Raw genomic sequence first — 26550 nt, forward strand, 5'->3', positions numbered from 1 at the left:
GCTTTGTGCGGTTTGATCTGCTTAATGCGCCGCACACTGCTCGTCCTGATCGTGCTCGCCGGGGTGTTGACCGTGGCCCGGGCGGAACCCGTCGTGCGTCGCGATCCGGGGCCGGAGCATCTGGCGGTCGGCGAGCCGGCGCGGGCCGGGGCGCTCACCGGGTACCGGATCAGGTCCTCGGCCCTGGAGACCGCCGGTGGCCCGGAGGTGTCCCGGCCCGGCTTCGACACGACCGGCTGGGCCGCGGTGCCCGCCCGGTCGACGGTGTTCGGCGGGCTGCTGGGCACCGGGGCGTACCCCGACCCGTTCTACTCGACCAACATGGCGGCCGTGGACCCGGCGGCGTTCGCCGTGCCCTGGTGGTTCCGGTCGGACTTCACGGTCGACCCCGCCACCGGCGAGCACACCTTCGTCGAGGTCACCGGGGTGGTGTCCCGCGCGGACGTGTGGGTGAACGGGACCCGGGTGGGCACGGTCGTCGGGATGTACCCGATCTGTGAATTCGACCTGACGGCCCTGGTGCTGCCCGGCACCAACACGATCGCGTTCCAGGTCCGGCCCAACGACCCGGGCCGGGACCTGACCACCGGCTGGATCGACTGGAACCCGGCCCCGCCCGACAACAACATGGGCCTGGTCGGCGACGTCACGATCCGCCGGTCCGGGCCGGTGGCCCTGCGCGGCGCGCGGGTGCTCACCCGGCTGGCGGAGCCCGAGCCGGACACCGCGGACCTCACCGCCCGGGTCGAGGCCCGCAACGACTCAGGGTCGCCGGTGGTGGCGACGTTGACCGGGTACGCCGGCCCCGCCGCCCTGCACGCCACGGTCGCCCTCGCCCCGCACGAGACCCGGACGGTGACGTTCCGCCGGTCGGTCGTGCACCGGCCCCGGGTGTGGTGGCCGGTGGGGATGGGTCGGCAGCCCCGGTACGAGCTGATGGTCGAGGCGGGCGTCGCCGGCCGGTACTCCGACCGGGCCCTCGACCGGTTCGGCGTCCGCCGGGTCACCTCCCGGGTCGACGCCGACGACATCCGGCACTACGCCGTCAACGGCCGGCCGGTCGTGATCCGGGGCGCCGGCTGGTCGCCTGACCTGTTCCTCCGCGAGGACCCGGCCCGGCTGGCCGAGCAGCTGGCGTCGGCGGTCGACCTGGGCCTCAACACGCTCCGGCTGGAGGGCCGGCTCGGCAACGACGACCTGTACGAGCGGGCCGACCGGCTCGGTCTCCTCGTGCTGCCCGGCTGGGAGTGCTGCGGCCGGTGGGAGGACCCCGACAGCTGGGGCGAGGAGGACCATGCCGTGGCCAGGGCCTCGATGGCCGGCGTCGCCGCCCGGCTTCGCAACCACCCGAGCGTGCTGTCGTTCCTGATAGGCAGCGACGAGGCCCCGCCGGAGCGGGTGGAGGAGGAGTACCTGTCCGCGCTGCGGGCCCTGGACTGGCCCACGCCGGTGCTGTCCTCGGCGTCCGGTCTGGCCGGCCCGAGGACGGGTTCGCCGGGGCTGAAGATGACCGGGCCGTACGACTGGGTGCCGCCCGGCTACTGGTACGACAAGCGCGACGGCGGCGCGTTCGGGCTCAACGCCGAGACCAGTGCCGGCGCGGCACTGCCCAGCATGGACAGTCTGCGCCGGATGCTGTCGCCGGAGGAGCTGGAGCGGCTGTGGCGGGAACCGGACGCGCCGGTGTACCGCAGCGGCACCCTCGACTTCGCCGACCTGCGGATCTTCAACGCCGCGCTCGCCGGGCGGTACGGGCCGCCGACCGGGCTCGCCGACTACGTGGCCAAGGCGCACCTGGCCCAGTTCGAGGCGACGCGGGCGCAGTTCGAGGCGTACGCCCGCAACTCCGCCGACGCCAGCCGGCCGGCCACCGGCCAGATCTACTGGAACCTGACCAGCGGCTGGCCCTCTGTGCACTGGCAGCTCTTCGACAACTCCCTGGACCCGACGGCCGGCTACTACGCGGTGAAGCGGTCGAACGAGCCGCTGCACGTGCAGTACTCCTATGACGACCGCTCGGTGGTCCTCATCCGGCGGGGCAACCGGGAGGTCGAGGGCCTCACGGTCCGGGCGGAGCTGTTCGCGCCCGACGGCCGGCCGCTCGGCGACCGGACGTTCGACGACGTCACGGCCGGCGCCGGCAACCGGGGCGGGGTCGTGGGCGTCACCCGGGTCGGGACGGTCCCGGTCCCGGAGGGCGGCGGGGCCTACCTGCTGCGGCTGATCGCCACGGACGCCAAGGGCAGAGAACGCAGCCGCAACGTGTACTGGCTGTCCACCGGCGCCGACGTGCTCGACCGCGCGGCGACCAGCTACGTGAACACCCCGACGACGGCGTACGCGGACCTGACCGGGCTGGCCGCGATGCCCCCAGCCGAACTGGCGGCCACGTTCTCGGAGCGCCCGGTGGACGGCGGCACGGTCACGACGGTGACGGTCCGCAACACGTCGTCGGTGCCGGCGTTGCAGGTGGAGGCCCGGCTGGTCGGGGCGGACGGGCAGCCGGTGCTGCCGGCCCGCTGGGACGACAACCTGGTCAGCCTGTGGCCGGGGGAGTCGGTGACCCTGACGGCCACCCACCACGCGAGGTCGCTGACCGCTGTCCGGGTCGAGGGGTGGAACGTCGCCCCCCGACCCGTCGGCTGACCGTTACCGCTCGCTGTCCAGGTGCGCCATCATCGGCGCGGCGTAGCGGGCCCCGGCGGCGGCGCCCACCGGCACGGCCGCCTCGATCGCCGCCAGGTCGGCGGCGTCGAGCGTCACGTCCAGCGCGCCGAGCGCCTCGGCCAGCCGGACCCGGGTCCGGGCCCCGACCAGCGGCACGATGTCCGGGCCCTGTGCGAGCACCCACGCGATGGCGAGCTGCGCGACGGACACGCCCTTGGCGGCGGCCACCTGGCGCAGCGTCTCCACGAGCCGCAGGTTGATCTCCAGGTTCTGGCCGCTGAACCGGGGGCTGAACCCGCGGAAGTCACCGGCGGCCAGCGAACGGTCGGCGGTCCAGTGCCCGCTGATCAGGCCCCGGGACAGCACCCCGTAGGCGGTGACGGCGATGCCCAGCTCCCGGGTCACCGGCAGGATCCGGTCCTCGATCCCCCGGGAGATCAGCGAGTACTCGATCTGCAGGTCCGTCACCGGGTGCACCGCGTGCGCGCGGCGGATCGTGTCGGGGCCGGCCTCGGACAGGCCGACGTGCCGGACGTACCCGGCGTCGATCAGGTCCTTGATCGCGCCCACCGTGTCCTCGATCGGCACGTCGGGGTCGACCCGGGCCAGCCGGTACACGTCGATGTGGTCCACGCCGAGCCGGCGCAGGCTGTAGGTGAGGAAGTTCTTCACCGCCGCCGGCCGGCCGTCGTAGCCGAGGAAGGCGCCGTCGGGTCCCCGCAGCGCGCCGAACTTCACGCTGAGCAGCGGCCGGTCGGTGCGGGTGCTCAGCGCCTCGTTGACCAGCAGCTCGTTGTGGCCCATGCCGTAGAAGTCGCCGGTGTCCAGGAGGGTGATCCCGGCGTCGAGCGCCGCGTGCACCGTCGCGACGCTCTCGGCGCGGTCGGACGGCCCGTACAGGTCGGACATGCCCATCGTGCCGAGGCCGAGGGCGGAGACGACGGGGCCGGTGTTTCCCAGGGTGCGCTTGTTCATGTCACCCAGCGTGCGGCGGCCGGAGCCCTGCCGGGAGAGCCCCGCTGAGCCTGGGATCGACGATCCCAGGCTGGGCCCGGCGGCCTGGGGCATGCTGGGAGCCATGGACCGCACCGAGTTCGCCCACTTCCTGCGCGCCTGCCGGGCCCGGATCACCCCGGCCGACGTCGGCCTCGCCCCCGGCGCGCGCCGCCGGATCCCCGGGCTGCGCCGCGAGGAGGTCGCGCAGCTCACCGGCATGTCCGCCGACTACTACATCCGGCTCGAACAGGGCAGGGGCCCGCACCCGTCGACCCAGCTGCTGGCGGCCCTGGCCCGGGCGCTGCGGCTCAGCTCCGACGAGCGCGACCACCTCTACCACCTGGCGGACCAGCCGCCGCCGGCCCCGAGCCACCCGACGGGGCACGTGAAGCCCGCGCTGCTCAAGCTGCTGGACCGGCTGACCGACACCCCGGCCCAGGTGCTGTCGGACCTGGGCGAGATCCTCGCCCAGAACCCGCTGGCGGCGGCCCTGTTCCGGGGCGGGCTGGGCCGCAACATCATCTGGGACTGGTTCGCCGACCCGGCCAGCCGGCAGCTGTTCCCGGCGGAGGAGCGCGCCCACCACGCCCGGGCGCACGTGGCGCATCTGCGGGCGACCACCGGCCGGCGGCGGTCCCCGGAGGTGACGGACCTGGTCGACCGGCTGCTGGCGGTCAGCGACGAGTTCCGCACCCTGTGGGACGCGCACGAGGTCGCGGTCCGCCGGGCCGACACGAAGACGGTGCTGCATCCGTCGGTGGGCCGGATCGAGCTGGACTGCGAGGAGCTGCTCACCCCGGAGCACGACCAGACCCTGCTGCTCTACAGCCCCCGGCCCGGCACCGACGCCGCGCAGAAGCTGGAACTGCTCCGGGTGGTCGGCGTCCAGGACCTGGGTACTTCCCAGGAAACTCTCAGCCTGTTCTCAGCCGGGGCCGAGCCCGGCCCGGAATGATGGTGGTATGACCACGCCGGAGGCCCGCCTGCTCGTCGTCGAGGACGACCCGAACATCGTCGAGCTGCTGTCCGCCAGCCTGCGGTACGCGGGCTTCGACGTCGCCACCGCCATGAGCGGGGCCGACGCGATCACCACAGCCGGCGAGCACCGCCCGGACCTGGTGGTCCTCGACGTGATGCTGCCCGACTACGACGGTTTCGAGGTCATCCGGCGGATGCGCGCCGACGGCCGCCGGGTGCCGGTGGTGTTCCTCACCGCGCGGGACAACACCGACGACAAGATCCGGGGCCTGACCCTGGGCGGCGACGACTACGTGACGAAGCCGTTCAGCCTGGAGGAGCTCACGGCCCGGATCCGGGCGGTGCTGCGGCGTACCCAGGGGGCCGGGCCGACCGGCCGGCTCAGCTTCGGGGACCTGGAGCTCGACGAGGAGACCCACGAGGTGCACCGGGCGGGCCAGCGGGTCTCGCTGTCCCCGACGGAGTTCAAGCTGCTGAGGTACCTCATGATCAATTCTGGTCGGGTGCTGTCCAAGCGGCAGATCCTCGAACACGTGTGGAACTACGACTTCCGCGGCGAGGACAACATCGTCGAGTCCTACATGTCCTACCTGCGCCGCAAGATCGACACCTCCGAGCCCCGGATCCTGCACACGATCCGCGGCGTCGGATACGTGCTCCGGGTCTCCGATGTTTGAGCGGATCCCGCTGCGCGTCAAGCTCGTCGCCGCCGTCCTCGGCCTGGTGGCCACGGCCCTGCTCGCGATGGGCATCGCCACGGTGACCGCGCTGCACGGCTACCTGCTCGACCGGGTCGACGCCCAGCTCAAGACCGTCGCCGGCCAGATCAACTACCAGGTCGACCACGGGGTGCAGCGGCTGATCTTCGCGCCGCCGAGCGGGGCGCCGCCGTCGTTCACCGTGCCCAACCCGTTCGTCGTGGAGCTGCGCGGCGCGGACGGCGCGATCCTCGGCGTGTACCCGGTCGACCTGAAGACCGACCAGGGCCCGAAGATCACCACCGCCGACATGGCCCGCACCGACTACTTCGTCACAGACGGGTACGGCAGCCGCTGGCGGGTCGTCGTCGTCGACGGCCCCAACCAGGGCGAGCGCGTCGTGATCGCGTCCGCACTGTCCGACCTGGACAACGCGGTGCTCCGGCTGATCTGGCTGGACCTGTTCGTCGGGATGGCGATCCTGGTGCTCGTCGCCCTCGTCGGGGTGGCGGTGGTCCGGCGCAGCCTGCGCCCGCTCGTCGAGATCGAGCGCACCGCCGGGGCGATCGCCGGCGGCGACCTGTCCCAACGGGTGCCCGAACGCGACCCGAGGACCGAGATCGGCCGGCTCGGCCGTGCGCTGAACGGGATGCTCGCCCAGATCGAGACGGCCTTCGCGGCCCGCGCGACGTCCGAGCACCGGGCGCTGCGCTCGGAGGAGCGGATGCGCCGGTTCGTGGCGGACGCCTCGCACGAGCTGCGCACGCCGCTGACCACGATCCGGGGCTTCGCCGAGCTGTACCGGCAGGGGGCCGGCGAGCCCGGCCAGGTCGTCAAACGGATCGAGGACGAGGCGGCCCGGATGGGTCTGCTCGTCGAGGACCTGCTGCTCCTGGCGCGGCTGGACCAGCAGCGGCCCCTGGCCATGGAACCCGTGCACCTGGACGTGCTGGCCGCCGACGCCGCCGAGGGGGCCCGAGCCCAGGCCCCCGACCGCGAGGTCACCCTGGAGGTGGCGCCGGCCGTGGTGACCGGGGACGAGTCGCGGCTGCGCCAGGTGATCGGCAACCTGGTCACGAACGCGCTGACCCACACCCCGGCGGGTACCCCGATCGCGGTCCGGCTGGTCACGTCCGGCGACTCCGCCGTGATCGAGATCGCCGACCAGGGGCCGGGGCTCACCCCCGAGCAGGGCGAACGGGTCTTCGAGCGCTTCTACCGCGCGGACCCGGCCCGCAGCCGGCGTAGCGGGAGCACGGGTACCGGCCTCGGGCTGGCGATCGTCGCCGCTCTGGTGGCCGCGCACAACGGCACGGTGGAGGTGGCGTCGGCGGCGGGGGAGGGCGCGACGTTCCGGGTCCGCCTGCCATTGGCGGTCAATGCTGACAAAGCGGACGTTGAGCGTTCCCAGGAAACTTTCAGCTAGAGCCCAGGGGGGCTCAAGCTTCGGACGGCAGAGTGGTTCTCATGAGCAGCGACGAGACCAACCGCGACCAGCAGTCGACGACGGTGAACCAGGACCCGTCGACGCCCACAGACATCCCCGCCACCACGCCGGCCGAGTCCGCGACGGTGGCCACCCCGGCCGAGTTCGCTCCGGCCGCGTCCGTGACGACGCCCGCCCCGGCCGAGTCCCCGACGGTGCCCGCCCCGGCCGCCACCGCCGAGCGGATCGACGCACCGGCGGCCCAGGCCGCGCCCGGTGAGGCCGCGGCGGTCCCGGCCGCGCCCACCGAGGCGCTGGCCGTCACCCCCGAGCAGCTCGCCGACGCCGTCCGGGCGCAGGCCGAGCGCTCCGAAGCGCTCCGGGGCGACCTCGAGCAGGGCGCCTACACGGCCCCTACCGAGGTCGCCCGGGAGACCAACCTCGGCCCCGCCGCCGCGAGCCACGGCGCTCCCGCCGCCGCCCCGACGCCGGGCCACACCCCCGGCTGGTCACCGGCGACCCAGACCACCGGCCAGTACCCGACGAGCGGCCACCCGCAGCCGGTGTTCGTGCCGGCCCCCGGCCAGCCCGGCGCCCCGCAGCCGCTGTCGGGCCCCGGCGGCCCCGCCGGCCCGCCGTACTACCCGGGCGGCCACCCCATGCCGGCCTTCGCCCAGCAGCCCACGCCCCGCAAGAAGATGGGCACCCTGCCGAAGGTCCTGATCGGCACTGCGGCGGCCCTGGTCCTGGCGGTCACCGCCGGCACGGTCGGCGGCGTGGTGGGCTTCGCGCTCGGCGACAGCAACTCCGGCAGCAGCGTCGTGCAGACGTCCACCGGCCGCGCGGTCACGAACGGCGGCACGCTCGCCGACGTCGCCAACCAGGCGCTGAAGAGCGTCGTGGGCGTCAAGACGGCCACCGGCGAGGGCTCGGGCGTGGTGTTCAACAAGGACGGCTACATCGTCACGAACAACCACGTGATCGCCGGCGCCCGGGGCCAGATCCAGGTCACGCTGCCGGACGGCAAGACCGTCCCGGCGACCCTGGTCGGGACGGACCCGACCAACGACCTCGCGGTGCTGAAGATCGACGGGGTGGACGGCCTGGAGCCGATCCTGTTCGCCGACAGCAGCGCGGTCAAGGTCGGCGACGACGTCCTGGCGATCGGCAACCCGCTCGGCCTCGACGGCACGGTCACCAAGGGCATCCTGAGCGCCCGCGACCGGACGATCGACGAGGGCAGCGACACCCAGTCGCAGTCCCAGGGCAACCGGCTGTCCGGTCTGCTGCAGACCGACGCCGCCATCAACCCCGGCAACTCCGGCGGCGCGCTGACCGACGCCGCGGGCCGGCTGATCGGCATCAACACGGCCATCGCGACCGGCGGCTCGGGCTCCAAGGGCAACATCGGTGTCGGATTCGCGATTCCGAGTAACAAGGTGAAGAGCGTTGTCGAACAGTTGATGAAGGGCGGCAAGGTCGGGCACCCGTACATCGGGGTCCGGGTCCTCAACAGCACCACCCAGGCCGGCGCCGTCGTCGACAGCACCGACCCCAACAGCCCGGCCGCCCAGGCCGGTCTGGCCAAGGGCGACCTGATCACGGGGGTGAACGGCAAGCCGGTGAAGAACCAGGACGAGCTGATCTCCGCGATCCAGTCGGGCAATCCTGGCGACAAGCTCACGCTGACGGTGGTCCGGGACGGCAAGACCGTCACGGTTCCGGTCACCGTGGGATCGTCGCCCACAGGCTGAACACGGTGAGGGGGTGTGTGGCCCGGGGTTGAGGGGCTCTGGACCACACACGGGAAGCTGGGGCCTGTCCCCTGGTCGTTGAGGGGCGACTAGGAGACAGGCTTCAGCGCTTTTCCAGATTAACCCCACTTTTTGAGTACGAGAGGCATCTGCCCAGGGCGCGGCGGCGCGGCCTAGTCGACCCAGTTCAGGGTTTTCGAGACGGCTTTGCGCCACTGGGCGTAGCGGGTCTCGCGCGCGTCGGCAGCCAGTGCCGGGGTCCACCGGGCGTCGGCCTTCCAGTTGGCCCGCAGCTCGTCCAGCGAGGACCAGAACCCGACCGCCAGCCCGGCGGCGTACGCCGCGCCCAGGGCTGTGGTCTCCGGAACCGTGGGCCGGACGACCGGTACCCCGAGAATGTCGGACTGGATCTGCATCATCAGCGAGTTGGCCGTCATGCCGCCGTCGACCCGCAGCTCGGTGAACGCGACCCCGGCGTCGCTGACCATCGCGTCGGCCACCTCCCTGGTCTGCCAGGCCGTGGCCTCCAGCGCCGCCCGGGCCAGGTGCGCCTTCGTCACGAACCGGGTCAGGCCGGCGATCACGCCGCGCGCGTCGAGCCGCCAGTGCGGGGCGTACAGCCCGGAGAACGCCGGCACGATGTACGCGCCGCCGGTGTCGGGCACGCTCGCCGCCAGGGGCTCGATCTCGTCGGCGGAGGAGATCAGCTCCAGGTTGTCGCGCAGCCACTGCACGAGCGCGCCCGTGATCGCGATCGAACCTTCGAGGGCGTACGTCGCCGGCTGGCCGTCGAGCTGGCAGGCCACGGTGGTGAGCAGCCCCTGCCAGGAGTGCACTGGTGTGGTGCCGGTGTTGAGCAGCAGGAAACTGCCGGTGCCGTAGGTGTTCTTGCCCTCGCCGGGCTCGAAGCACGTCTGGCCGAACAGCGCGGCCTGCTGGTCGCCGAGCGCCGCCGCGACGGGCACCCCCGCGAGGCCGGGCAGGCCGGTGACGGGGCCGTACACGGCCGAGGACGGCACGATCTCCGGCAGCGCGGCCCGGGGCACGCCCAGCGCGTCGAGCAGGAGCGGGTCCCAGTCCAGGGTGGTCAGGTTCATCAGCATGGTGCGGCTGGCGTTGGTCACGTCGGTGATGTGCCGGCCGGTGAGCTTCCACAGCAGCCAGGAGTCGACGGTGCCGAACCGGACCTCACCGGCGGCGGCCCGCTCGCGCAGGTCGAGGTGGTCGAGCAGCCAGCGCATCTTCGGGCCGGCGAAGTACGTCGCCAGCGGCAGGCCGCACCGGTCCCGGAACCGGTCGAGACCTCCGTCGGCGGCGAGTTCCCTGATCAGGCCCTCCGTGCGGGTGTCCTGCCAGACGAGCGCGTTGTGCAGCGGCTCGCCGGTCGCGGCGTCCCACACCACCGTGGTCTCCCGCTGGTTGGTGATGCCGAGGGCGACCACCTCGCCGTCCACCCGGGAGAGCGCCCCGGCCACCACGGCCTCGACGGACTCCCAGATCTCGGTCGGCGAGTGCTCCACCCAGCCCGCCCGGGGGTAGTGCTGGGTGATCTCCCGCTGGTCGACGGCGGCGACCCTGCCGGACTGGTCGAAGAGGATGCACCGGGAACTGGTCGTGCCCTGGTCGATCGCGGCGACGAAACGCATGGGCGAAATCTAACCCAACGGGTACAGGGCCGGTGAGAATGGGACCCGTGGCGACTGACGGGGGTCCGGGACGGGTCGCCGGCTGGGCGCTGGTGGTCGCCGGGTTCACGTACGCGACCTGGGTCCTCGGGCTCTGGCTGAACCCGGGGGTGGACGCGCGCTCGGGCTACGTCAGCTCGTACGCCGCGACGGACCAGCCGCACCGGGCGGTGTTCGTGTTCGGCGACTGCGCCACCGGGGTGCTCGTCGTCCTCGCCGTCCTCCTCGTCGCGCTGGCCAGGTCCGGGGTGTGGAACGCGCTCGCGACGGTCGGCTGGCTCGGCCTGGGCCTGTTCGGCGCGGGGACGGTGGCCGACTCGGTGCTGACCCTGCAGTGCACGCCGTACACGGACGCGACGTGCGCCCTGCTCGAACGGTCCGGCCACGTCTCCCTCGGCCACCAGCTGCACGCCGTCACCAGCAGCCTCGCGGTCACCGGCGCGTGCGTGAGCCTGCTCGCCATGGCGCTGGCCTGGCGGCGGCGGTGGATCTGGGCCCTCGCCGTCCTCGAGCTCCTCGCCGTCGCGGCGTCCCTGGCCGCGATGCTGGCCGGCGACTGGATGGGCGCGGCCCAGCGGGTCCAGGTCGGCGTGCTGTCGGCGTGGCTCGTGGCGCTGGGCGCCGTGGTGCTCGCCGCGCGACCCCTGCCGGCCGCGACGGTCCCGGGGGAACACCCGCTCCGCGACGGGCTGCACGTCGTCGACGAGGGGTCCGGCGACCCGACGGTCATGCTCGTCGGCGGGCTGGGCGAGGCCTGGTTCGACTGGGACGCCGTCGCCGGGCTGCTCGGCACCCGGGTGGTCCGGTTCGACCGGCCTGGCCTCGGGCTCAGCCAGCCGGCTCCGGGGCCGGTCGCGCTGCTCGACGAGGCGGACCGGATCGCCGAGGTGTGCCCCGGGCGGGTCGTGGTCGTCGCGCACTCGCTGGGCGGGTTCTTCGCGGAGGCGTTCGCCCGCCGGTACCCGGAAAGGGTGGTGGGTCTTGTTCTGGTCGACCCGAGCTGTGAGCCGTCGGTGACCCGCCGGGCCCGCTGGTGGTCACTGCTCCTGCGGCCGGCGCCGCCCGTGACCAGCCTGCTCGCCGCCGGGCTGGCCCCGGCGCTCGGCCCCTGGGCGCGCGGCCGGGCCGTGCGGTCCCAGACGGCCGCCGGGGTCGCGACCGGCAGCCCGGAACAGGTCAGGGCGGTGTTCGGTTCGGCCCGGGTGCTCGGCACGGCCGTGAAGGAGCTGCTGTCCTACCGGGACGTCGCGGCCGACCTGCTCGCGCTGCGGGCGACGACGGCGTTCCCGCCGGTGCCGGTGGTCGTGCTGACCGCGCTCGGCGACGTGGCGGATCCGGCGGAGGCCGCCGCGTGGCGGGACGGGCACGCCGCCCTCGCCGCGCTGCTCGGCGGACGCCAGGAGGTGCTGGCCGACGCACGGCACATGCTCCAGGTGGACCAGCCGGAGCTGGTCGTCGCGGCCGTGCGGGAGGTGTCGTGACGGGGCAGGGCAGGGGAGCCCGTCGCGGTCCGGTCGGGGCGGCGGCCGGTGTCGTACTGCTCCTGCTCGCCGGCTGCTCCGATCCCGCGACCACCATCGCCGAGGGCTCCTACCGCAACGCCGTCGCACTCGGCGCCGGCCGTGTTCTCGCCGCCCAGGGGGTGCCGCTCAGCCACCGCCTGGCCTGCGCCACCTCCGGCCCCGACGACTGGAGCACCGTGCGGACCGTGTGCACCGGGCGCACCACGGACGGCCGGCCGGTCCGGGTCGACGGGCTGGCCGAGCGCGCGGACACCGCCACCCCGGCGGAGCGCTACACGATCTCGGTCGCGGGCACGGTCCTGGTGGTCACGAACGGCCTCTGATCTTGACCTTGATCTAACGCCGGTGGCCCTCAGCGGGTCCTCACAAGTGGGAACGGCAGGGTCTCCCGGATCGATCTCCCGGTCAGCAGCATCACCAACCGGTCCACGCCCAGCCCGAGCCCCCCGGTCGGCGGCATCGCGTACTCCAGGGCCGTCAGGAAGTCCTCGTCGAGCTCCATCGCCTCCGGGTCGCCCCCTGCCGCCAGCAACGACTGCTCCGTCAACCGCCGGCGCTGCTCCACCGGATCGATCAGCTCCGAGTACGCGGTCCCCAGCTCCGCGCCGAACGCCACCAGATCCCACCGCTCCGCCAGCCGCGGGTCGTCCCGGTGCGGCCGGGTCAGCGGGGACACGTCGGTGGGGAAGTCGGTGTAGAAGGTCGGGGTGGTGGTCCGCTCCTCGACGAGGCGCTCGTACATCTCCAGGATCAGCTGGCCCCGGGTCCACTGCGGGTTGAGGGGCACCCGCGCGGCCTGGCACAGCTTGCGCAGTACCGGGATGTCGGTGTCGGCCGTGACATTCTCGCCCAGCGCCGCGGAGATCGCGGAGTTCACCGGGACCACCGGCCAGTCGCCGGCCAGGTCGTGCCCGCCGACGACGAGGGAGCCGTTCGCGGCCAGGCACGCGTTCTGGATCAGGTCCTGGGCCAGCACCCGCATGGTCGAGTAGTCGGCGTACGCCTGGTACGCCTCCAGGATCGTGAACTCCGGGTTGTGCTTGAACGACACGCCCTCGTTGCGGAACGTCCGCCCCAGCTCGAACACCTTCTCCACCCCGCCGACCGCGAGCCGCTTGAGGTACAGCTCCGGGGCGATCCGCAGGTAGAGGTCCATGTCGTAGGCGTTCATGTGCGTCCTGAACGGCCGGGCGTTGGCCCCGCCGTGTACCGCCTGCAACATCGGCGTCTCGACCTCCAGGTAGCCCTGGTCGATCAGAGTGGTCCGCAGGCTGTGCACGGCGGCGCTGCGGGCGGTGAGGATCCGCCGGGTGTCGGGGTTGACGGCCAGGTCCAGGTACCGCTGCCGGACCGCGGCCTCGCCGGCCAGCCCGTGCCGCTTGTCGGGCAACGGGCGCAGGCACTTGGCGGTCAGGGTCCAGTCCTCGACCAGCACGGACAGCTCGCCCCTGCGCGTCGTGACCACCTCGCCGGTGACCCCGACGTGGTCGCCCAGGTCGATGTCCGCGGTCCACGTGCCGACCGACGGGTCGGTGAGCATCAGCTGCACGTCGCCGGTCCAGTCCCGCAGCCGGGCGAAGCACACCCCGCCGTGGTCGCGCATCAGCAGCACCCGGCCGGCGAGCGACACCCGCTCCCCGGTCGCGGCGTCCGGGGCCAGCCCCGCGAATCGGCGCACGACGTCGGCGCAGGTCGCCGTCCGGTCGAAGCCCAGCGGGTACGGGTCGCGCCCCTCCCCGCGCAGCCGGTCGACCTTGGCGATCCGCACGAGGGTCTGCTCGCCGTACACCGGGCCGGTCACGGTCGGGCCGGCGGCGACCGGCAGCACGTCGTGCACGTCGCGTTCGGCGACGACGTCGCGGCGCCCCCGGTTGAACAGCTGCGGCAGGCTGGGCACGGTCACGAAGCCCTCGGCGATCCCGAACGCGATCGAGATCCGGATCAGCTCCCGGCGCTCGGCGAAGCACACGAACCGCGGCACCCACTCCGGGTGGTACTTGGCGTTGGACCGGTACAGCGACTCCAGCTGGTACCAGCGGGAGAAGAACAGCAGCGTCTTGCGCCACAGCAGCAGGATCGGGCCGGCGCCGATCCGGCCGCCCTCGTCGAACACGGACCGGAACATCGCGAAGTTCAGCGACACCCGGTCCACGCCCAGCCCCGGGCAGGCGGCCATCAGCGAGGCCACCATGAACTCCATCAGCCCGTTGTCGGCCTCGCGGTCCCGGCGCATCAGGTCCAGGGACAGGCCGCGCGCGCCCCACGGGCTCAGCGACAGCAGGGCCGTCTCGTTGCCCTCGGCGTCCAGGCACTCGACGAGCACGCACCGGTTGTCGGCCGGGTCGCCGAGCCGGCCCAGGGCCATCGAGAAGCCGCGCTCGGTCTCGGTGTCCCGCCACCGCGCCGCCAGGGTGAGGATCCGGGCCATCTCGGCCTGGCCGATGTCGGCGTGCCGGCGGATCCTGGCGGTGTAGCCGGCCCGCTCGACCCGGTTCACGGCCTGGCGGACGACCCGCATGTCCCGGCCGTCCAGGCTGAACTGGCCGGCGTGCAGGATCGCCTCGTCGCCGAGTTCCAAAACCCGCAGACCCGCTCTCTTGTACGCCGTCGCGCCCTCCTCGCTGGCCCCCATCACGGCGGTGGTCCAGGCGTGCGCCTCGGCCTCGGCCAGCCACTCCTCGATCGCGTGCCCCCACGCCTCGGGGTCGCCGATCGGGTCGGCGCTGGCCAGGGACACCCCGGCGACCACCCGGTACGTGACGGCGGCCTTGCCGCTGGGGGAGAAGACGGCCACCTTGTCGCGGCGGGTGGCGAAATAACCCAGGGAGTCGCGTTCGCCGTGTTCGGCGAGCAGTTGACGCAGCCGGCGCTCGTCCTCCGCCGGCAGCACCGCCGCCGCCCGCTGCGAGCGGAACAGGGTGAAGAACGCGGCGAACAGGGCGACGGCCCCGAGCAGGCCGACCGTGAAGTTGACCCAGGGCGGCGCGCCGCCGCTGCGGCCGAAGTCCAGCTTGACCGCCCCGCCGAACACCTTCTCCATGGTCCAGCTGAACCGGTCCCGACCGCCTTCCAGCGTGCCGGGGAAGGTGGTGACCAGCAGGTACCCGGCGCTGGTGAACAGGACCGCCAGCGCGCCGAACACGACGATCGCCTTGCGCAGGCTGGCGGTCTGCACGCTGGCGTAGAACTGGTGTTTGGCCCGGATCAGCACTCCGACGGCGACCGTGGCGAGCACGGCGTTGACGGCCGTCGCGTACGGCAGGTAGGCCGGGACCTTTCCGAACCTGGCGAGGTCCTGGTAGAAGAACACCATCCACGCGCCCAGGAGCGCGTCGAGGCTGATCTGGACGGCGAAGTAGCCGAGGAGCAGCCAGTACGCGACCCGCTTACGCCGGGACACCGCGGCGGCGAGCACCCCGATGAACAGCGCGTAGGCCAGGTTCGGCGGGGCGGGGACGAAGACGCGCTCGATCGTCTGCCGGACCCCGTAGATCCGTTCGCGGAACACCAGGCTGATCGCCATCAGGGCGCAGAGCACCGCGAGCACGGTCAGCACGGTCGCGAACACGCTTGGCACACTGCGGGTCCAGCCGGAGCGATCCTCTTCGGCCTGGGTTGCCACAATCCCCCCGAAAAGTAAGGGTCACGTGAAGTCTGGTCATCGTCCAACGTACTGGTCGGCCCGTGCCCGAGCGTGCTCCGGGTGGCCGGCTACCGTGGGTCCATGCAGCTGTTACGCCGTCCGGCGGCCCGATTTGTCCTCCTTCTGGTAGGGCTGGCCGTGCTGGGCGGACTCGTCGCGCTGTACGGCCCACCGGACGCGGCGGCGATCGACGCGTACGTCTCCGGCAGCGGCCGGGCCGCCCCGCTCGTCGCCGTGGCCGGCAGCGCCGTGCTCACGTGCGCGATGGTGCCCCGCACCGTGCTGGCCTTCGTCGGCGGCCTGCTGTTCGGCACCCTGGCGGGCGGGCTGTACGTGCTGGTCGGAGCTCTGCTGGGCGCGGCGGTCGCCTTCGGCGCCGGCCGGGTGCTCGGCCGCGACTTCGTGCTCGCCCGGTCGGCGTCGCGCGCCGAGGGTCGGATTGCCCGCCTCGACGCCTGGCTCGGCCGGCGGGGCGTGTTCGGCGTCCTCGCCGTCCGCCTGGTGCCCCTGGCCCCCTACGGCCTGATGAGCTACGCCTTCGGCACCACCGGCACCCGGTTCCGCGACTTCCTCGCCGGCAGCGCGCTGGGCGCGACCCCGACCAGCCTCGGGTACGCGGCGGTGGGCGCAGCCGCCCTCACCGCCAGCCCGACGGCACTGGCGGTCGGGGCCGGCGCGCTCGGCCTCCTGATGCTCGCCGGCACCTGGGCGGCCGGCTGGGCCCGGACCCGGCTGGGCGTCCCCGGCACTCCACCGGCCCCTGCCGGGGCCGGGGTCACCCCGGTCACCCCCGCCGGAACTCCACCCCGCCCGTGATCGACAGCTCGTCGAGCAGATCGGCGAGGTCCAGCACGGTCAGATCCGCGACATTGACGGAAACCACCCTGTGCGTCGGGTATTCGCTGGTCGGCGAGCCGTCCCCGAGAAGAATGACCGGGTTTGTCGCGACAAAGGTGGGATGGAGCTGAGGCCGGTCCACGAACCGAATTTTGACCATGACCTCTACAGTAATTCCATGGCACTGACCATCGAGGTCGACGACATACGTAAGTACTACAAAGACGTCCATGCTGTCGACGGCGTGTCCTTCGCCGTCGAGGAGGGCGAGTTCTTCGGCATCCTCGGGCCGAACGGGGCCGGCAAGACCACCACCCTGGAGATCATCGAGGGCCTGCGGGCCGCCGACTCCGGGAGCGTGCGGGTCTTCGGCGAGTCCCCGTGGCCCCGCAATCCGAAGCTGCTGCCCCGGATCGGCGTCCAACTACAGGCCACGGCCTTCTTCGACCGGCAGACCACCCGCGAGCAGATCCGCACCTTCGCCTCGCTGTACGGGGTGGGGCCGAAGCGGGCCGACGAGATGCTCGAGATCGTCGGGCTCGCGGAGAAGGCCGAGGTGCGCACCGAGAAGCTGTCCGGCGGCCAGATGCAGCGGCTGTCGATCGCGTGCGCGCTCGTCCACGGCCCCGACCTGGTCTTCCTCGACGAGCCCACGGCGGCGCTCGACCCGCAGGCCCGCCGCAACCTGTGGGACCTGCTCCGCGAGATCAACGCCCAGGGCCGCACCGTCGTGCTGACCACGCACTACATGGACGAGGCGGAGATCCTCTGCGACCGGGTGGCGGTCATGGACCACGGCCGGATCCTGGAGCTGGGCCCGCCGGCCACCCTGATCCGCGACCTGGACAGCCCGACCCGGATCACGATCGAGTCCGGGCTGCTCACCGAGGCCGTGGCCGGCCAGTTGGCCGCCGTGGACCGGGCCACCGACGACGGCGTGCTCCTCACGCTGGAGACCCGCGAGCCGGCGGCCGTGCTCGTGGCGCTCGCCGAGCGCGACGCCCTGCGCGGCCTCCAGGCCCAGGGCGCGACCCTGGAGGACGTGTTCCTCAACCTCACCGGACGGGAGTACCGCGCGTGATGGGTCCCTTCGTGGCACTCTCCGGCGCGATGGTCCGCGGCTTCGTGCGCGACCGGACCGCGATGTTCTTCACCCTGCTCTTCCCGCTGATGTTCCTCGTCGTGTTCGGCGGGATCTTCAAGGACGCCGGGGTGTCCAAGTCCAAGGTGATCGAGGTCGGCCAGGTGGCGGTCCTCGACAGCGCGCCGCCCGGGGCGTTCGACCAGGTCCTGGAGATCTCGAAGCAGTCGGACCTGGCCAAGGCGCTGGAGTCGGTCCGCAAGGGCGACTACGCCGCGGCCATCGAGGCCGACGGCGACAAGCTCGTCGTGCACTACTCGGCGGCCGACCAGGTCCGGGCCGGGGTCGTGCGCGGCGTGCTGCAGTCCGTGGTGGACGGCGCGAACCGGGCCGGCACCCCGCAGCGGTTCACCCTGGACACCCAGCAGGTGGAGGACAAGTCCCTCAAGTCGATCCAGTACTTCACGCCGGGTCTGCTGTCCTGGGCCATCTCGATCGGCGCGACCTTCGGGGCCGGGCTGACCCTGGTGGAGTGGCGCCAGAAGAAGATCCTCCGCAGGCTGCGGCTGTCGCCGGTGCGCACGGCCACGATCGTCGGGGCGCGGGTCTCGGTGAGCGCGCTGGTCGCCCTGGCCCAGTTGGCCATCTTCATCGGCGTCGCCTCGGTGCCCTACTTCGGGTTGAAGCTCTCGCACAACTGGTGGCTGGCGATCCCGATGGTGCTGTGCGGCACGCTGGCGTTCATGTCGATCGGCCTGGTCGCGGGCGCGGTGGCCAAGACGGCCGAGTCGGCGAACGCGATCGTGCAGCTGATCGTCATGCCGATGGCGTTCCTGTCCGGGGCGTTCTTCCCGCTGGACAACGCGCCCGGCTGGCTGAAGAGCTTCGCGAACCTGCTGCCGATGCGGCACCTGGTCACCGGGCTGCAGGACGCTCTGGTGCGCGACGGGTCGGTGGTCAGCGTCCTGACTCCGATGGGGATCCTGCTCGGCTTCGCCGCCGTGCTCACCGTGCTGGCGACCAGACTCTTCAAGTGGGACGACGTCTGACCGCACCCGACGGCCGCTGGCCGAGCCCGCGCGGGGTCACGCGGGGCGGCGGCCGATCCGCTCCTCCACCGCCAGGAGGCCGGCACGCAACGTGTCGGCCGCCTCGGTGAACCTGCCCTGGGCGACCAGATCGTCCGCCAACTGTCGATAGTGGCGGGCCAGCTCCACGGGCACGCCGCCACCGTCGACGCTGTTGGTGCCCCCGACGGCTGACATGGATTTGAGTGTACGGAAGTTGACGCCTCAGTAAAGAGGTCAGTTTTCGATGGCTAGACGGCTGAATCTTCTGCCCGGTCGGTCAGTGTGGACCGCGAACGGGGGACCAGCTGCTGCGCCGGGGCCGCCGGCGGGCACAGGAGATCGCGGACCCCGACGGCGGTGAGCACCCGGTCGACGAGCGCGTTCTGGTTGTACACCGAGAAATCGATGCCCATCTGGCGACTGATCCGGTACGCCACGACGAGGATGCCGATGCCCGTGGAGTCCAGCAGCGTGACCCGGGCGAGGTCGACCCGGATCCGGGTGGGGTTCAGGGTGTCGATCGCCTCGGAGATGGCGGCGCGCAGGTCAGGTGCCGTGGCGTAGTCGATCTCACCGGAGACGGTGACCAGAATCTGTCGACCCCCGAGGTCAGCAACGTCGACCGCAAACGTCATCCCGTGCTCCCCGGGCGTTGAGGGTGAGTCTTTGTTCAGCCACACCAGCGTAGCCTCGGTATGGGCGAACGTGCCCGTTACCGCTCCGACAGCCACGATCATGCCAGTCAGCGCCCGGATATACCAGTCGTGAATCGTATATTACGTACTTTCCACAAAAACTGGTCCCACCCGGACGGTGTGAACATACCATCGCCCGGGTGGGAGCCTTCGTTACTGGTTCCGCCGCAGGCGGGGGGCGAACACGACCAGCCCGAGCGCGGCCAGTGCGACCAGCCACGGCCACGTCGGGGAACCGTCCCCGGCAGACTCGCCGTAACCGCCGGCCTTGCCCGCCTTGTCGTAGGCCGAGCCGGGCAACTTGTCGGCGTACCGCTTGTGCACGAGCTTCTGGTACGCCGCGACGCTGACCCCGTCGCCGACGGAGCCGCGGGCGTCGGCGTTGAGCGGGGTGACCCTGTCTCCGCGCAGGACGTACCACGCGTTGATCTGGGGCTCCTTGAACACCGTGCCGCCGGCGCCGGCCACGGCGTAGTCGACCTCCTCCGCGCCCTCGGCGATGTTCACCACCGTCCACGCGCCACTCTGCTTCGCCGTCCACACCGAGGCGGTGCGGCCGTCGCTGGCGACCGTCTTCGTCGCGATCAGGTCGGCGACCGCCACGGCGGCGTCGGCGGACCGGACGAAGGCCGGGTTCAGCGAGTACACGGCCACGGAGTCGCCGACGACCTGGGGCGCCGCCGCCGAGGCCTTCGCTGCCAGGTCGGCGGGGGCGACCCCGACGGGGCTGCGGCCGGCCGAGGCGAAGAACCGGCCGACCTCCGTCAGGCTCGCCGAGGTGGCCTGCCGTGCCGCCGCGAGATCCGCCGACGAGGGGGCCTGCACGCCGGGCGCGGCCGACGCGGGGCTCGCGATCAGGAGGGCCAGGGCGGCGCCTGCTCCCACCAGTACCAGTCTGGGCATGTTCATGGTGTTCACCTCACAGGCCGATCTGGTAGAGGGAGTGGGTCCAGAAGAACGAGTTGTTGTTGACGTAGTAGCTGTGCGTGCCCCAGTTGTAGCGGGTGCTCGAGCCCCACGGGTTGCCCCAGTAGACCCAGCTGTTGGCCGTGTCGTACCCGTAGATGTCCATCATGTGGCCACCGCCGGACTGCCACTCGATCCTGGTCATGACCGGGCGGTTGGCGTTGATCTCGGTCTGCACCGTGCTGTAGTACAGGTAGCCCGAGACGTAGCGGCCGGTGCTGATCCCGATCGCGTAGAACGCCGTCTGGTCGTTGGCGAGGCTGGCCTGGTTGTTCGGGCAGCTCGAGTTCATCGAGCGGTTGAAGGCCAGGTTGCAGAACTGGTTCTGGCTGTAGGTGTAGCCGTAGTACGCCGCCACGGTGTTGCCGGACGCCGCCCAGCACCAGTTCGAGTTCTGCTGCGCCTGCATCGTGATGTTCAGCCGCTTCGAGGCCAGGAGGCCGGCCGGGGCCGAGACGGACTGGCCGCTGGCGGCCGAGGGGCTGCTGCCGGACGTGGCAGCGGAGGCCGCTGAGGGAACAGCCACCGCCGCCAGGAGTGCGACCGAGAGTGCCGCCGCACGTGCCCACTGTGTGGGACCGCGGGTCAGGGAATTCATATCCGCTCCTTGAGGGGTAGGAGACGTGCTGTCCGCACACGATCTCCCCGCCCGGTCCCGGAGACAACAGCACTGTGTCGAGCAGCGGGAACTCAGTGAATTGGGCACGCTCAGGGGTGGCTTTCAGGTGACAGTGCTGTGAACATTCACAGATAGCGACACGTGGCCGGTCACCCCCTCGGCCGGCCGCGCGGAGCTGACTGTCGATGGACTCACCCCTGACGCTGGGGAGGCGCACATGGGGCGTGATGATCTGACGGCCGTGCTGCGCAGTGGACCCTTCCACCTCGCGCTGCGGGCCGCCATCGAGGCCAGGGGCCTCGCGTTGCAACGGATCCAGTTCCGGCTGGCCGAGCAGGGCCTGCACGTCGGCGTCGCGACCCTGTCCTACTGGCAGCAGGGCCGCAGACGACCCGAGCGGCAGGACTCGCTGCGGGCGGTCACCGCGCTGGAGGAGATCCTCGGCCTGCCGCCGGCGGCCCTGACCGTGCTCCTCGGTCCACCGCGTCCCCGGGGGCGCGGGGTGGGCCTGCCGCCCGGCGCCCGGCGGTACGCGGAGCTGATCTCGCCGGTGTCGGCCCTGGACCGGATGCTCGCCGAGCTGGACAGCCCGGCCGACGGCAGGCTGCACACTGTCAGCCTGTTCGAGGACCTCGACGTCGGCGTCGACCGGTCCGGGGTGCGCCGACGTTGCCTGCACGTCGTGAAGGCGCACCAGGAGGTCGACCGGTACGTCACGATCTTCCAGGGGGACGAGGGCTGCGACCCGTATCTGATCGAGGTCGTGCCGATCGCCAACTGCCGGCTGGGCCGGACCCGCAGGGACGCCGCCTCGGGCATGGTCGTCGCCGAGCTGCTCTTCGACCGGACCCTGCGGATCGACGAGACCCACATCCTGGAGTACGAGTACCGCGACGCCAGCGGGGTCGAGTGCCGCGACTACCACCGTGGGGTCAGGTTCCCCACCGGCCAGCTCGTCGTCCAGGTCCGGTTCGTGCCCGACGCGATGCCGGTGCGGTGTTACCGCTACACCCAGCGTTACCTCAACGGGCCCGACATCGAACGCACCGAACTGACCGTGACCGGGCACCGGACGATCCACATGATCGCCACGGAGGTGTCACCCGGCATCGTGGGGGTGCGGTGGGACTGGGAGTGACCGGGCGGCAGCCGCTGTACACTCGCCCCCGAGGTGCGGCCTGACCAGCACCGGCCGACCTGAACGGAACGGGACCCCGGATCACATGAGCAACCTGGACCGACTGCGCGCCGCCTTCCGCCAGTCGCTGGACCTCACCGCCGAGTACGACGTCGACGTGCTGGAGTACCGCGGGATCGACAAATGGGACTCGCTTGCCCATATGTCGCTGGTCGCGGAGATCGAGGACGTGTTCGACGTCATGATCGACACGGAGGACGTGATCGACATGAGCTCGTTCACCAAAGCGCGCGAGATCCTCGAGAAGAACGGCGTCGTCTTTGGCTGACCCCCGGGTCGCCCTCGTGACCGGCTCCTCGCGCGGGATCGGCCGGGCGGTCGCCCACCGGCTCGCGGCCCAGGGGTACGCGCTCGTGCTGCACGGCCGGACCGTCGACTCCGCCCGGGCCACGGCCGACGAACTCGTGGCCGGATACGGCACGGACGTGCTCGCCACGCACGGCGACGTCGCCGACCCGGTGGCCGTCAAGGCCCTGGTCCGTCAGGTGTTCGAGCGGCACCGCCGCCTCGACGCGCTGGTCGTCAACGCCGGCACCCACGAGGCCGGCCTCCTCGGCATGATGACCGACGCCTCCGTCGAACGACTGTTCGCCGTGAACGCCGTCGGCGCGACCCACACCCTGCAGGCGGCGCTCAAGCTCCTCCGCCGGGGCACGTCGCCGGCCGTCGTGCTGGTGTCCTCGGTGATGGGCACGCACGGCGCGGCCGGCCAGGTCGTCTACGGCGCGGCCAAGGCCGCCGTCGCGGGGCTGACCAGGGCGGCGGCCAAGGAGCTCGGGCCGGCCGGCATCCGGGTCAACGCCGTGGCCCCCGGGTTCGTGGCCACGGACATGCTCGACACCCTGGACGAGGCGGGCCGTGCGGGGCGGATCGCCGCGACGGCGTTGCGCCGGCTCGGCGAGCCGGACGACGTCGCCGAGGTCGTCGCGTTCCTGTTGTCCGACTCGGCCAGGTTCGTCACCGGCCAGGTGCTCGCCGTCGACGGTGGATTGGTCCTCTGATGTCCCTGCTGCATCCCGACGCCCGGCTCGTCGACGCCGTCACCGGCGACGTCCTGGGCGGCGCGGCCCTGACCGCCGAGGTGGCCGCCGTGACGGCCGCGCTGGCGGGGCTCACCCCCGGTGTCGTCTTCGCCCGGATGTCGACGGACGCGGCGGCTGTCACCCGCTACCTCGGGACGTGGGACGCCGCCCGGCCGGTCGCGCTGCTCGACCCGGCGCTGCCCGGGCGCACGCTCGCTGACCTCGTCGACCGGTTCGCGCCCGCCGTGGTGCTGGGCCTCGACGCCCGGCCGGCGGTGGGGGAGGCCGAGAAGGCCGTGGCGGAGGCCCCGGAGGGATACCGGGAGATCGGGCACCCTGTGCTCGGCCGGCTCTGGGAGCGGGAGACCCCGCCGGAGTTCCCCCCGCACCCGGACCTCGGCGTGCTGCTGGCCACCTCCGGCTCGACCGGGGACCCGAAGCTCGTCCGGCTGTCGCGGTCGGCCGTCCTGGCGAACACCGCCGCGATCGTCGACGCGCTGGGGATCACCGGCGCCGAGGTGGCCGCCTCGACCCTGCCGTTCTTCTACAGCTTCGGCATGTCCGTGCTCAACAGCCACCTGTCGGCCGGGGCGACCGTGCTGCTCGAGTCGGGCGGGCTGACCGCGCGGCCGTTCTGGACGGCGGTGAACGCGTACGGGGTGACGTCGCTGGCCTGCGTGCCCTACCAGTACGAGATGCTGCGCCGGCTGCGGTTCGACCCGGCGAAGTACCCGACGCTGCGGACGCTGACCCAGGCGGGCGGCCGGCTGCGTCCCGAGCTGGTCGCCGACTTCCACCAGCGGATGGCGGCGGTCGGCGGTCGGCTGTTCGTGATGTACGGCCAGACCGAGGCCGCCCCGCGCCTGACCACCCTGCCCGCCGGCCGGCTCGCGGACAAGATCGGCTCGGTGGGGCCGGCTGTGCCCGGCGGGGCGCTGTCCGTCCGGCTGGAGGACGGCTCGGAGACCACGGAGCCCGGCGTGACCGGCGAGATCTGGTACCGGGGCCCGAACGTGATGCTCGGGTACGCCGAGACCGCGGCGGATCTGGCGCTCGGCGACGAGCAGGGCGGCGTGCTGCGGACGGGTGACCTCGGCCGGCTCGACGAGGACGGCTACCTGTACATCAGCGGCCGGCTGAAGCGGTTCGGCAAGGTGTTCGGCGTCCGGCTCAACCTCGACGACATCGAGGCGATGCTCCGCGACCGGGGCCCGGCGGCCGTGGTCAGCGGCGACGACAAGGTCGTCGTGTGGCTGGAGGGCGCGGACGAGGAGACGGCGCGCGGGACGGCCACCGACCTCGCCGAGCGGCTGAACCTGCACTGGTCCGGCTTCGACATCCGAGCCACGGACGCGCTGCCGCTGCTGCCCAACGGGAAGATCGACTACCGGACCCTGGAGGCGGCGTCATGACCGACGGCGTGTTCACCCTGACCCAGGCCGAGAAGGAGGCCCGGCTGCTGCCCCAGTTGGCCGAGCTGACGGAGCGGCACCGGGCGGGCGGCGCGGAGTACGCGCGGATCCTGGCGGCGACCGGCCACGGCCCGGGGCGCGGCTACGACCGGATCGGTGATCTGCCGTGGCTGCCGGTCCGGCTGTTCAAGACCCACCAGCTCAAGAGCATCCCGGACGACGAGGTGTTCAAGGTCCTGACCTCCAGCGGCACCACAGGCGACGTCAGCCGGATCTACCTGGACAAGGCGGCGGCCGCGGCCCAGACCCGGACCCTGGCCCGGACCATGCAGAGCGTGCTCGGCCCGAAGCGGCTGCCCATGCTCGTGGTGGACAGCAAGGCGATCACCCGCAAGGGCAGCGCCCGCTCCGCCGGCGTGTTGGGGATGGCCACCTTCGGGCGGGACCACGTGTGGGTCCTCGACGAGGACGAGAAGCCGGACGTGGACGCGGTGCGCGCGTTCCTCGCCGCGCACGGCGACCGGCCGTTCCTGATCTTCGGTTTCACCTTCATGGTCTGGCTCTTCCTGTACGAGCTGGCCCGCGACCACGGCCTCGACCTGTCCAACGGCGTCCTGGTCCACTCCGGCGGCTGGAAGAAGCTGGTGGACCGGTCGGTGGACAACGCGGAGTTCCGCCGGGCGTTCGCCGCCGACACCGGCCTGGTCCGCATCCACAACTTCTACGGCATGGTCGAGCAGATCGGCGTCGTCTACCTGGAGGGCGCCGACGGCAACTCGCTGTACTGCCCCGACTTCGCCGACGTCGTGATCCGCGACCCGGAGACCTGGGCGGAGCTGCCGCCCGGACAGCCCGGCCTCGTCGAGGTGGTCAGCACCCTGCCCGAGTCCTATCCCGGGCACGTGCTGCTGACCGAGGACCTCGGCGTGGTGCACGGGGTCGACGACGGCGCCTGGCCCGGCAAGCGGTTCTCCATCCTGGGCCGGCTGCCCCGGGCCGAGGCGCGCGGGTGCAGCGACACGTTCCAGGGAGGGGCGGCATGATCTCGGTGCGCTTTCCGGCGGGCCCGCCGACCACAGTGGACGCCCTCGTCGCCGACACCACCGCCGAGCCCGTCGACGGCCGGCTGACCGTCGGGGACGACCGGGTCCGGGACTTCCTGGTCGCCTTCTCCCGGCGGCTGCTGCGGCCGGATCTGGCCCGCCGGTACCCGGAGCTGGGTTCTCTGGGTTTCTTCCTCCGCAAGGGCGAGCTGGCCAGGGCCGTCGAGCGGCTCGGGGACGGCGCGGCCGGGACGCGGCACAACCCGCGCGGGCTGGTCCTGCACTTCCCGCCGGCCAACGTCGACACCATCTTCGTGTACTCGTGGGCCCTGTCCGCCCTGGCCGGCAACGCCAACATCGTCCGGGTGTCCGACCGGTCGGCCGGCGCGGCGGAGAGCATCCTGGGCGCGCTCAACGAGGTGCTCGCCGACGCGCACCCGGCCGTGGCCCAGACCCAGGGCATGGTCAGCTACGGCCGCGACGACGCCACGACGGCGGCCCTTTCGGCAGCCTGCGACCTGCGGGTGATCTGGGGCGGCGACCGGTCGGTGACCGAGATCCGCGGCTACCCGCTCGCGCCGCTGGCCCGGGACCTGGCGTTCCCCGACCGGTCCTCGTTCGCCGCGCTGTCGACGGCGGCCTGGCTGGCGGCGACCCCCGAGGTCCGGCGCGCCGCCGTGGACGGGTTCGCCAACGACACCTACTGGTTCGACCAGGCGGCGTGCTCCTCGCCCCGGGCCCTGTTCTGGGTCGGCGGCGAGGCGGAGACCGCCGCGGCCCGCGAGGAGTTCTCGGCGCTGCTCGACGAGGTGGTCGCCGCCCGGGGCTGGGCGGTGGACGCGGCGATGGCCGTCGAGAAGCGGGTCGCCACCTACGGCCTGGCCGCCGACGGGGCGGCCACCAGGGTCGCGTTCGCCGGCAACGCCGTGGCCCACGTCGACCTCGCCGGCGTCGGTGACGTGCCCCGCCGCTGGCTCGGGGCCGGCACCCTCTGCCACGTGCGGGTCGACTCCCTTGTGGACCTGGTGCCGACGGTGCGGCGCAAGGACCAGACCCTCGCGCAGTTCGGGTTCACGATGGCCGAGCTGGACGCGTTCGTGACCGCGCTCGCCGGCCGGGGGATCGACCGGATCGTGCCGTTCGGCTCGGCGCTCACGTTCGCCGGGGTGTGGGACGGCTACGACCTGCTCCGCGAGTTCACCCGGATCACCACGATCTCCGCCTGACCCCGGACGGC

At 72.4% G+C, this 26550-nt stretch carries 24 protein-coding genes; 16 read left to right on the forward strand and 8 right to left on the reverse strand.

What is annotated here, in order from left to right:
• Window positions 1–24 precede the first annotated feature (24 nt).
• Entirely contained in the window at window positions 25–2646 is a 2622-nt protein-coding gene (locus IW245_RS35340; protein ID WP_197007438.1) for a glycoside hydrolase family 2 protein, read from the forward strand.
• Window positions 2647–2649: 3 nt separating this feature from the next.
• On the opposite strand, the gene IW245_RS35345 is transcribed toward IW245_RS35340, so the two are convergent.
• On the reverse strand, window positions 2650–3642 hold the full coding sequence (locus tag IW245_RS35345; protein WP_197007439.1) for an aldo/keto reductase: 993 nt from the start codon (window positions 3640–3642) through the stop codon (window positions 2650–2652).
• Window positions 3643–3745: 103 nt separating this feature from the next.
• Here IW245_RS35345 and IW245_RS35350 point away from each other — a divergent pair, with 103 nt between their 5' ends.
• Genes IW245_RS35350 through IW245_RS35365 form a run of 4 tightly spaced genes read left to right on the forward strand, consistent with a single transcriptional unit; the run spans window position 3746 to window position 8519 of the window.
• Window positions 3746–4618, forward strand: a complete 873-nt coding sequence (locus IW245_RS35350) for a helix-turn-helix transcriptional regulator (protein WP_197007440.1) — start codon at window positions 3746–3748, stop codon at window positions 4616–4618.
• Window positions 4619–4625: 7 nt separating this feature from the next.
• Window positions 4626–5318, forward strand: coding sequence for a response regulator transcription factor (locus IW245_RS35355; RefSeq protein WP_197007441.1), 693 nt, complete (start codon window positions 4626–4628; stop codon window positions 5316–5318).
• The gene (locus tag IW245_RS35360) at window positions 5311–6765 is read left to right on the forward strand and encodes a sensor histidine kinase (RefSeq protein ID WP_197007442.1); all 1455 of its coding nucleotides are present in this window, start codon (window positions 5311–5313) and stop codon (window positions 6763–6765) included. The genes IW245_RS35355 and IW245_RS35360 overlap by 8 nt, the downstream gene beginning before the upstream one ends.
• 41 nt (window positions 6766–6806) lie before the next feature.
• Window positions 6807–8519, forward strand: a complete 1713-nt coding sequence (locus IW245_RS35365) for a S1C family serine protease (RefSeq protein ID WP_197007443.1) — start codon at window positions 6807–6809, stop codon at window positions 8517–8519.
• A 173-nt stretch (window positions 8520–8692) separates the two neighbouring features.
• Here IW245_RS35365 and glpK read toward each other — a convergent pair whose 3' ends face one another.
• On the reverse strand, window positions 8693–10165 hold the full coding sequence (glpK, locus tag IW245_RS35370; protein WP_197007444.1) for a glycerol kinase GlpK: 1473 nt from the start codon (window positions 10163–10165) through the stop codon (window positions 8693–8695).
• Between the two features lie 47 nt (window positions 10166–10212).
• Here glpK and IW245_RS35375 point away from each other — a divergent pair, with 47 nt between their 5' ends.
• Complete coding sequence (locus IW245_RS35375) at window positions 10213–11685, forward strand: alpha/beta fold hydrolase (RefSeq protein ID WP_197007445.1); 1473 nt, start codon at window positions 10213–10215, stop codon at window positions 11683–11685.
• The gene (locus IW245_RS35380; protein ID WP_197007446.1) at window positions 11682–12050 is read left to right on the forward strand and encodes a hypothetical protein; all 369 of its coding nucleotides are present in this window, start codon (window positions 11682–11684) and stop codon (window positions 12048–12050) included. Before IW245_RS35375 ends, IW245_RS35380 begins: the two co-directional genes overlap by 4 nt.
• Before the next feature lie 29 nt (window positions 12051–12079).
• Here the strand turns inward: IW245_RS35380 and lysX are convergent, their stop codons facing one another.
• Window positions 12080–15349, reverse strand: coding sequence for a bifunctional lysylphosphatidylglycerol synthetase/lysine--tRNA ligase LysX (lysX, locus tag IW245_RS35385; protein ID WP_197007447.1), 3270 nt, complete (start codon window positions 15347–15349; stop codon window positions 12080–12082).
• A 102-nt stretch (window positions 15350–15451) separates the two neighbouring features.
• On the opposite strand from lysX, the gene IW245_RS35390 reads away from it, so the two are divergent.
• The gene (locus tag IW245_RS35390) at window positions 15452–16186 is read left to right on the forward strand and encodes a TVP38/TMEM64 family protein (RefSeq protein WP_197007448.1); all 735 of its coding nucleotides are present in this window, start codon (window positions 15452–15454) and stop codon (window positions 16184–16186) included.
• On the opposite strand, the gene IW245_RS35395 is transcribed toward IW245_RS35390, so the two are convergent.
• The gene (locus IW245_RS35395) at window positions 16155–16367 is read right to left on the reverse strand and encodes a hypothetical protein (protein ID WP_197007449.1); all 213 of its coding nucleotides are present in this window, start codon (window positions 16365–16367) and stop codon (window positions 16155–16157) included. The genes IW245_RS35390 and IW245_RS35395 overlap by 32 nt on opposite strands.
• Window positions 16368–16385: 18 nt before the next feature.
• Here IW245_RS35395 and IW245_RS35400 point away from each other — a divergent pair, with 18 nt between their 5' ends.
• Window positions 16386–17288, forward strand: coding sequence for an ABC transporter ATP-binding protein (locus tag IW245_RS35400; RefSeq protein ID WP_197007450.1), 903 nt, complete (start codon window positions 16386–16388; stop codon window positions 17286–17288).
• Window positions 17288–18337, forward strand: a complete 1050-nt coding sequence (locus IW245_RS35405) for an ABC transporter permease (protein ID WP_231400665.1) — start codon at window positions 17288–17290, stop codon at window positions 18335–18337. Before IW245_RS35400 ends, IW245_RS35405 begins: the two co-directional genes overlap by 1 nt.
• 36 nt (window positions 18338–18373) lie before the next feature.
• On the opposite strand, the gene IW245_RS35410 is transcribed toward IW245_RS35405, so the two are convergent.
• The 4 genes from IW245_RS35410 to IW245_RS35425 form a co-directional block, all read right to left on the reverse strand.
• The gene (locus IW245_RS35410) at window positions 18374–18553 is read right to left on the reverse strand and encodes a type II toxin-antitoxin system ParD family antitoxin (protein ID WP_197007452.1); all 180 of its coding nucleotides are present in this window, start codon (window positions 18551–18553) and stop codon (window positions 18374–18376) included.
• 53 nt (window positions 18554–18606) lie between these two features.
• A complete protein-coding gene (locus IW245_RS35415) occupies window positions 18607–18993 on the reverse strand; it encodes an STAS domain-containing protein (RefSeq protein WP_197007453.1) in 387 nt (128 codons plus the stop codon).
• A gap of 213 nt (window positions 18994–19206) precedes the next feature.
• The gene (locus IW245_RS35420) at window positions 19207–19962 is read right to left on the reverse strand and encodes a hypothetical protein (protein ID WP_197007454.1); all 756 of its coding nucleotides are present in this window, start codon (window positions 19960–19962) and stop codon (window positions 19207–19209) included.
• Window positions 19963–19972: 10 nt separating this feature from the next.
• Complete coding sequence (locus IW245_RS35425; RefSeq protein ID WP_231399043.1) at window positions 19973–20617, reverse strand: papain-like cysteine protease family protein; 645 nt, start codon at window positions 20615–20617, stop codon at window positions 19973–19975.
• 238 nt (window positions 20618–20855) lie between these two features.
• On the opposite strand from IW245_RS35425, the gene IW245_RS35430 reads away from it, so the two are divergent.
• The 6 genes from IW245_RS35430 to IW245_RS35455 all read left to right on the forward strand — a co-directional run bounded on the left by IW245_RS35430 (window position 20856) and on the right by IW245_RS35455 (window position 26539).
• The gene (locus tag IW245_RS35430) at window positions 20856–21776 is read left to right on the forward strand and encodes a helix-turn-helix domain-containing protein (protein ID WP_197007455.1); all 921 of its coding nucleotides are present in this window, start codon (window positions 20856–20858) and stop codon (window positions 21774–21776) included.
• A gap of 85 nt (window positions 21777–21861) precedes the next feature.
• The gene (locus IW245_RS35435; protein ID WP_197007456.1) at window positions 21862–22104 is read left to right on the forward strand and encodes an acyl carrier protein; all 243 of its coding nucleotides are present in this window, start codon (window positions 21862–21864) and stop codon (window positions 22102–22104) included.
• On the forward strand, window positions 22097–22837 hold the full coding sequence (locus tag IW245_RS35440; RefSeq protein WP_197007457.1) for an SDR family NAD(P)-dependent oxidoreductase: 741 nt from the start codon (window positions 22097–22099) through the stop codon (window positions 22835–22837). Before IW245_RS35435 ends, IW245_RS35440 begins: the two co-directional genes overlap by 8 nt.
• A complete protein-coding gene (locus IW245_RS35445) occupies window positions 22834–24270 on the forward strand; it encodes an AMP-binding protein (protein ID WP_197008849.1) in 1437 nt (478 codons plus the stop codon). The genes IW245_RS35440 and IW245_RS35445 overlap by 4 nt, the downstream gene beginning before the upstream one ends.
• Window positions 24267–25313: a LuxE/PaaK family acyltransferase gene (locus IW245_RS35450; protein ID WP_197007458.1), complete on the forward strand. Its 1047-nt coding sequence runs from the start codon at window positions 24267–24269 to the stop codon at window positions 25311–25313. The genes IW245_RS35445 and IW245_RS35450 overlap by 4 nt, the downstream gene beginning before the upstream one ends.
• Window positions 25310–26539, forward strand: a complete 1230-nt coding sequence (locus tag IW245_RS35455) for an acyl-CoA reductase (protein ID WP_197007459.1) — start codon at window positions 25310–25312, stop codon at window positions 26537–26539. Before IW245_RS35450 ends, IW245_RS35455 begins: the two co-directional genes overlap by 4 nt.
• Window positions 26540–26550: the final 11 nt, after the last annotated feature.

Origin of the sequence: Longispora fulva (assembly GCF_015751905.1) — a bacterium.
In the GTDB taxonomy this organism is placed as follows: Bacteria; Actinomycetota; Actinomycetes; order Mycobacteriales; family Micromonosporaceae; genus Longispora; species Longispora fulva.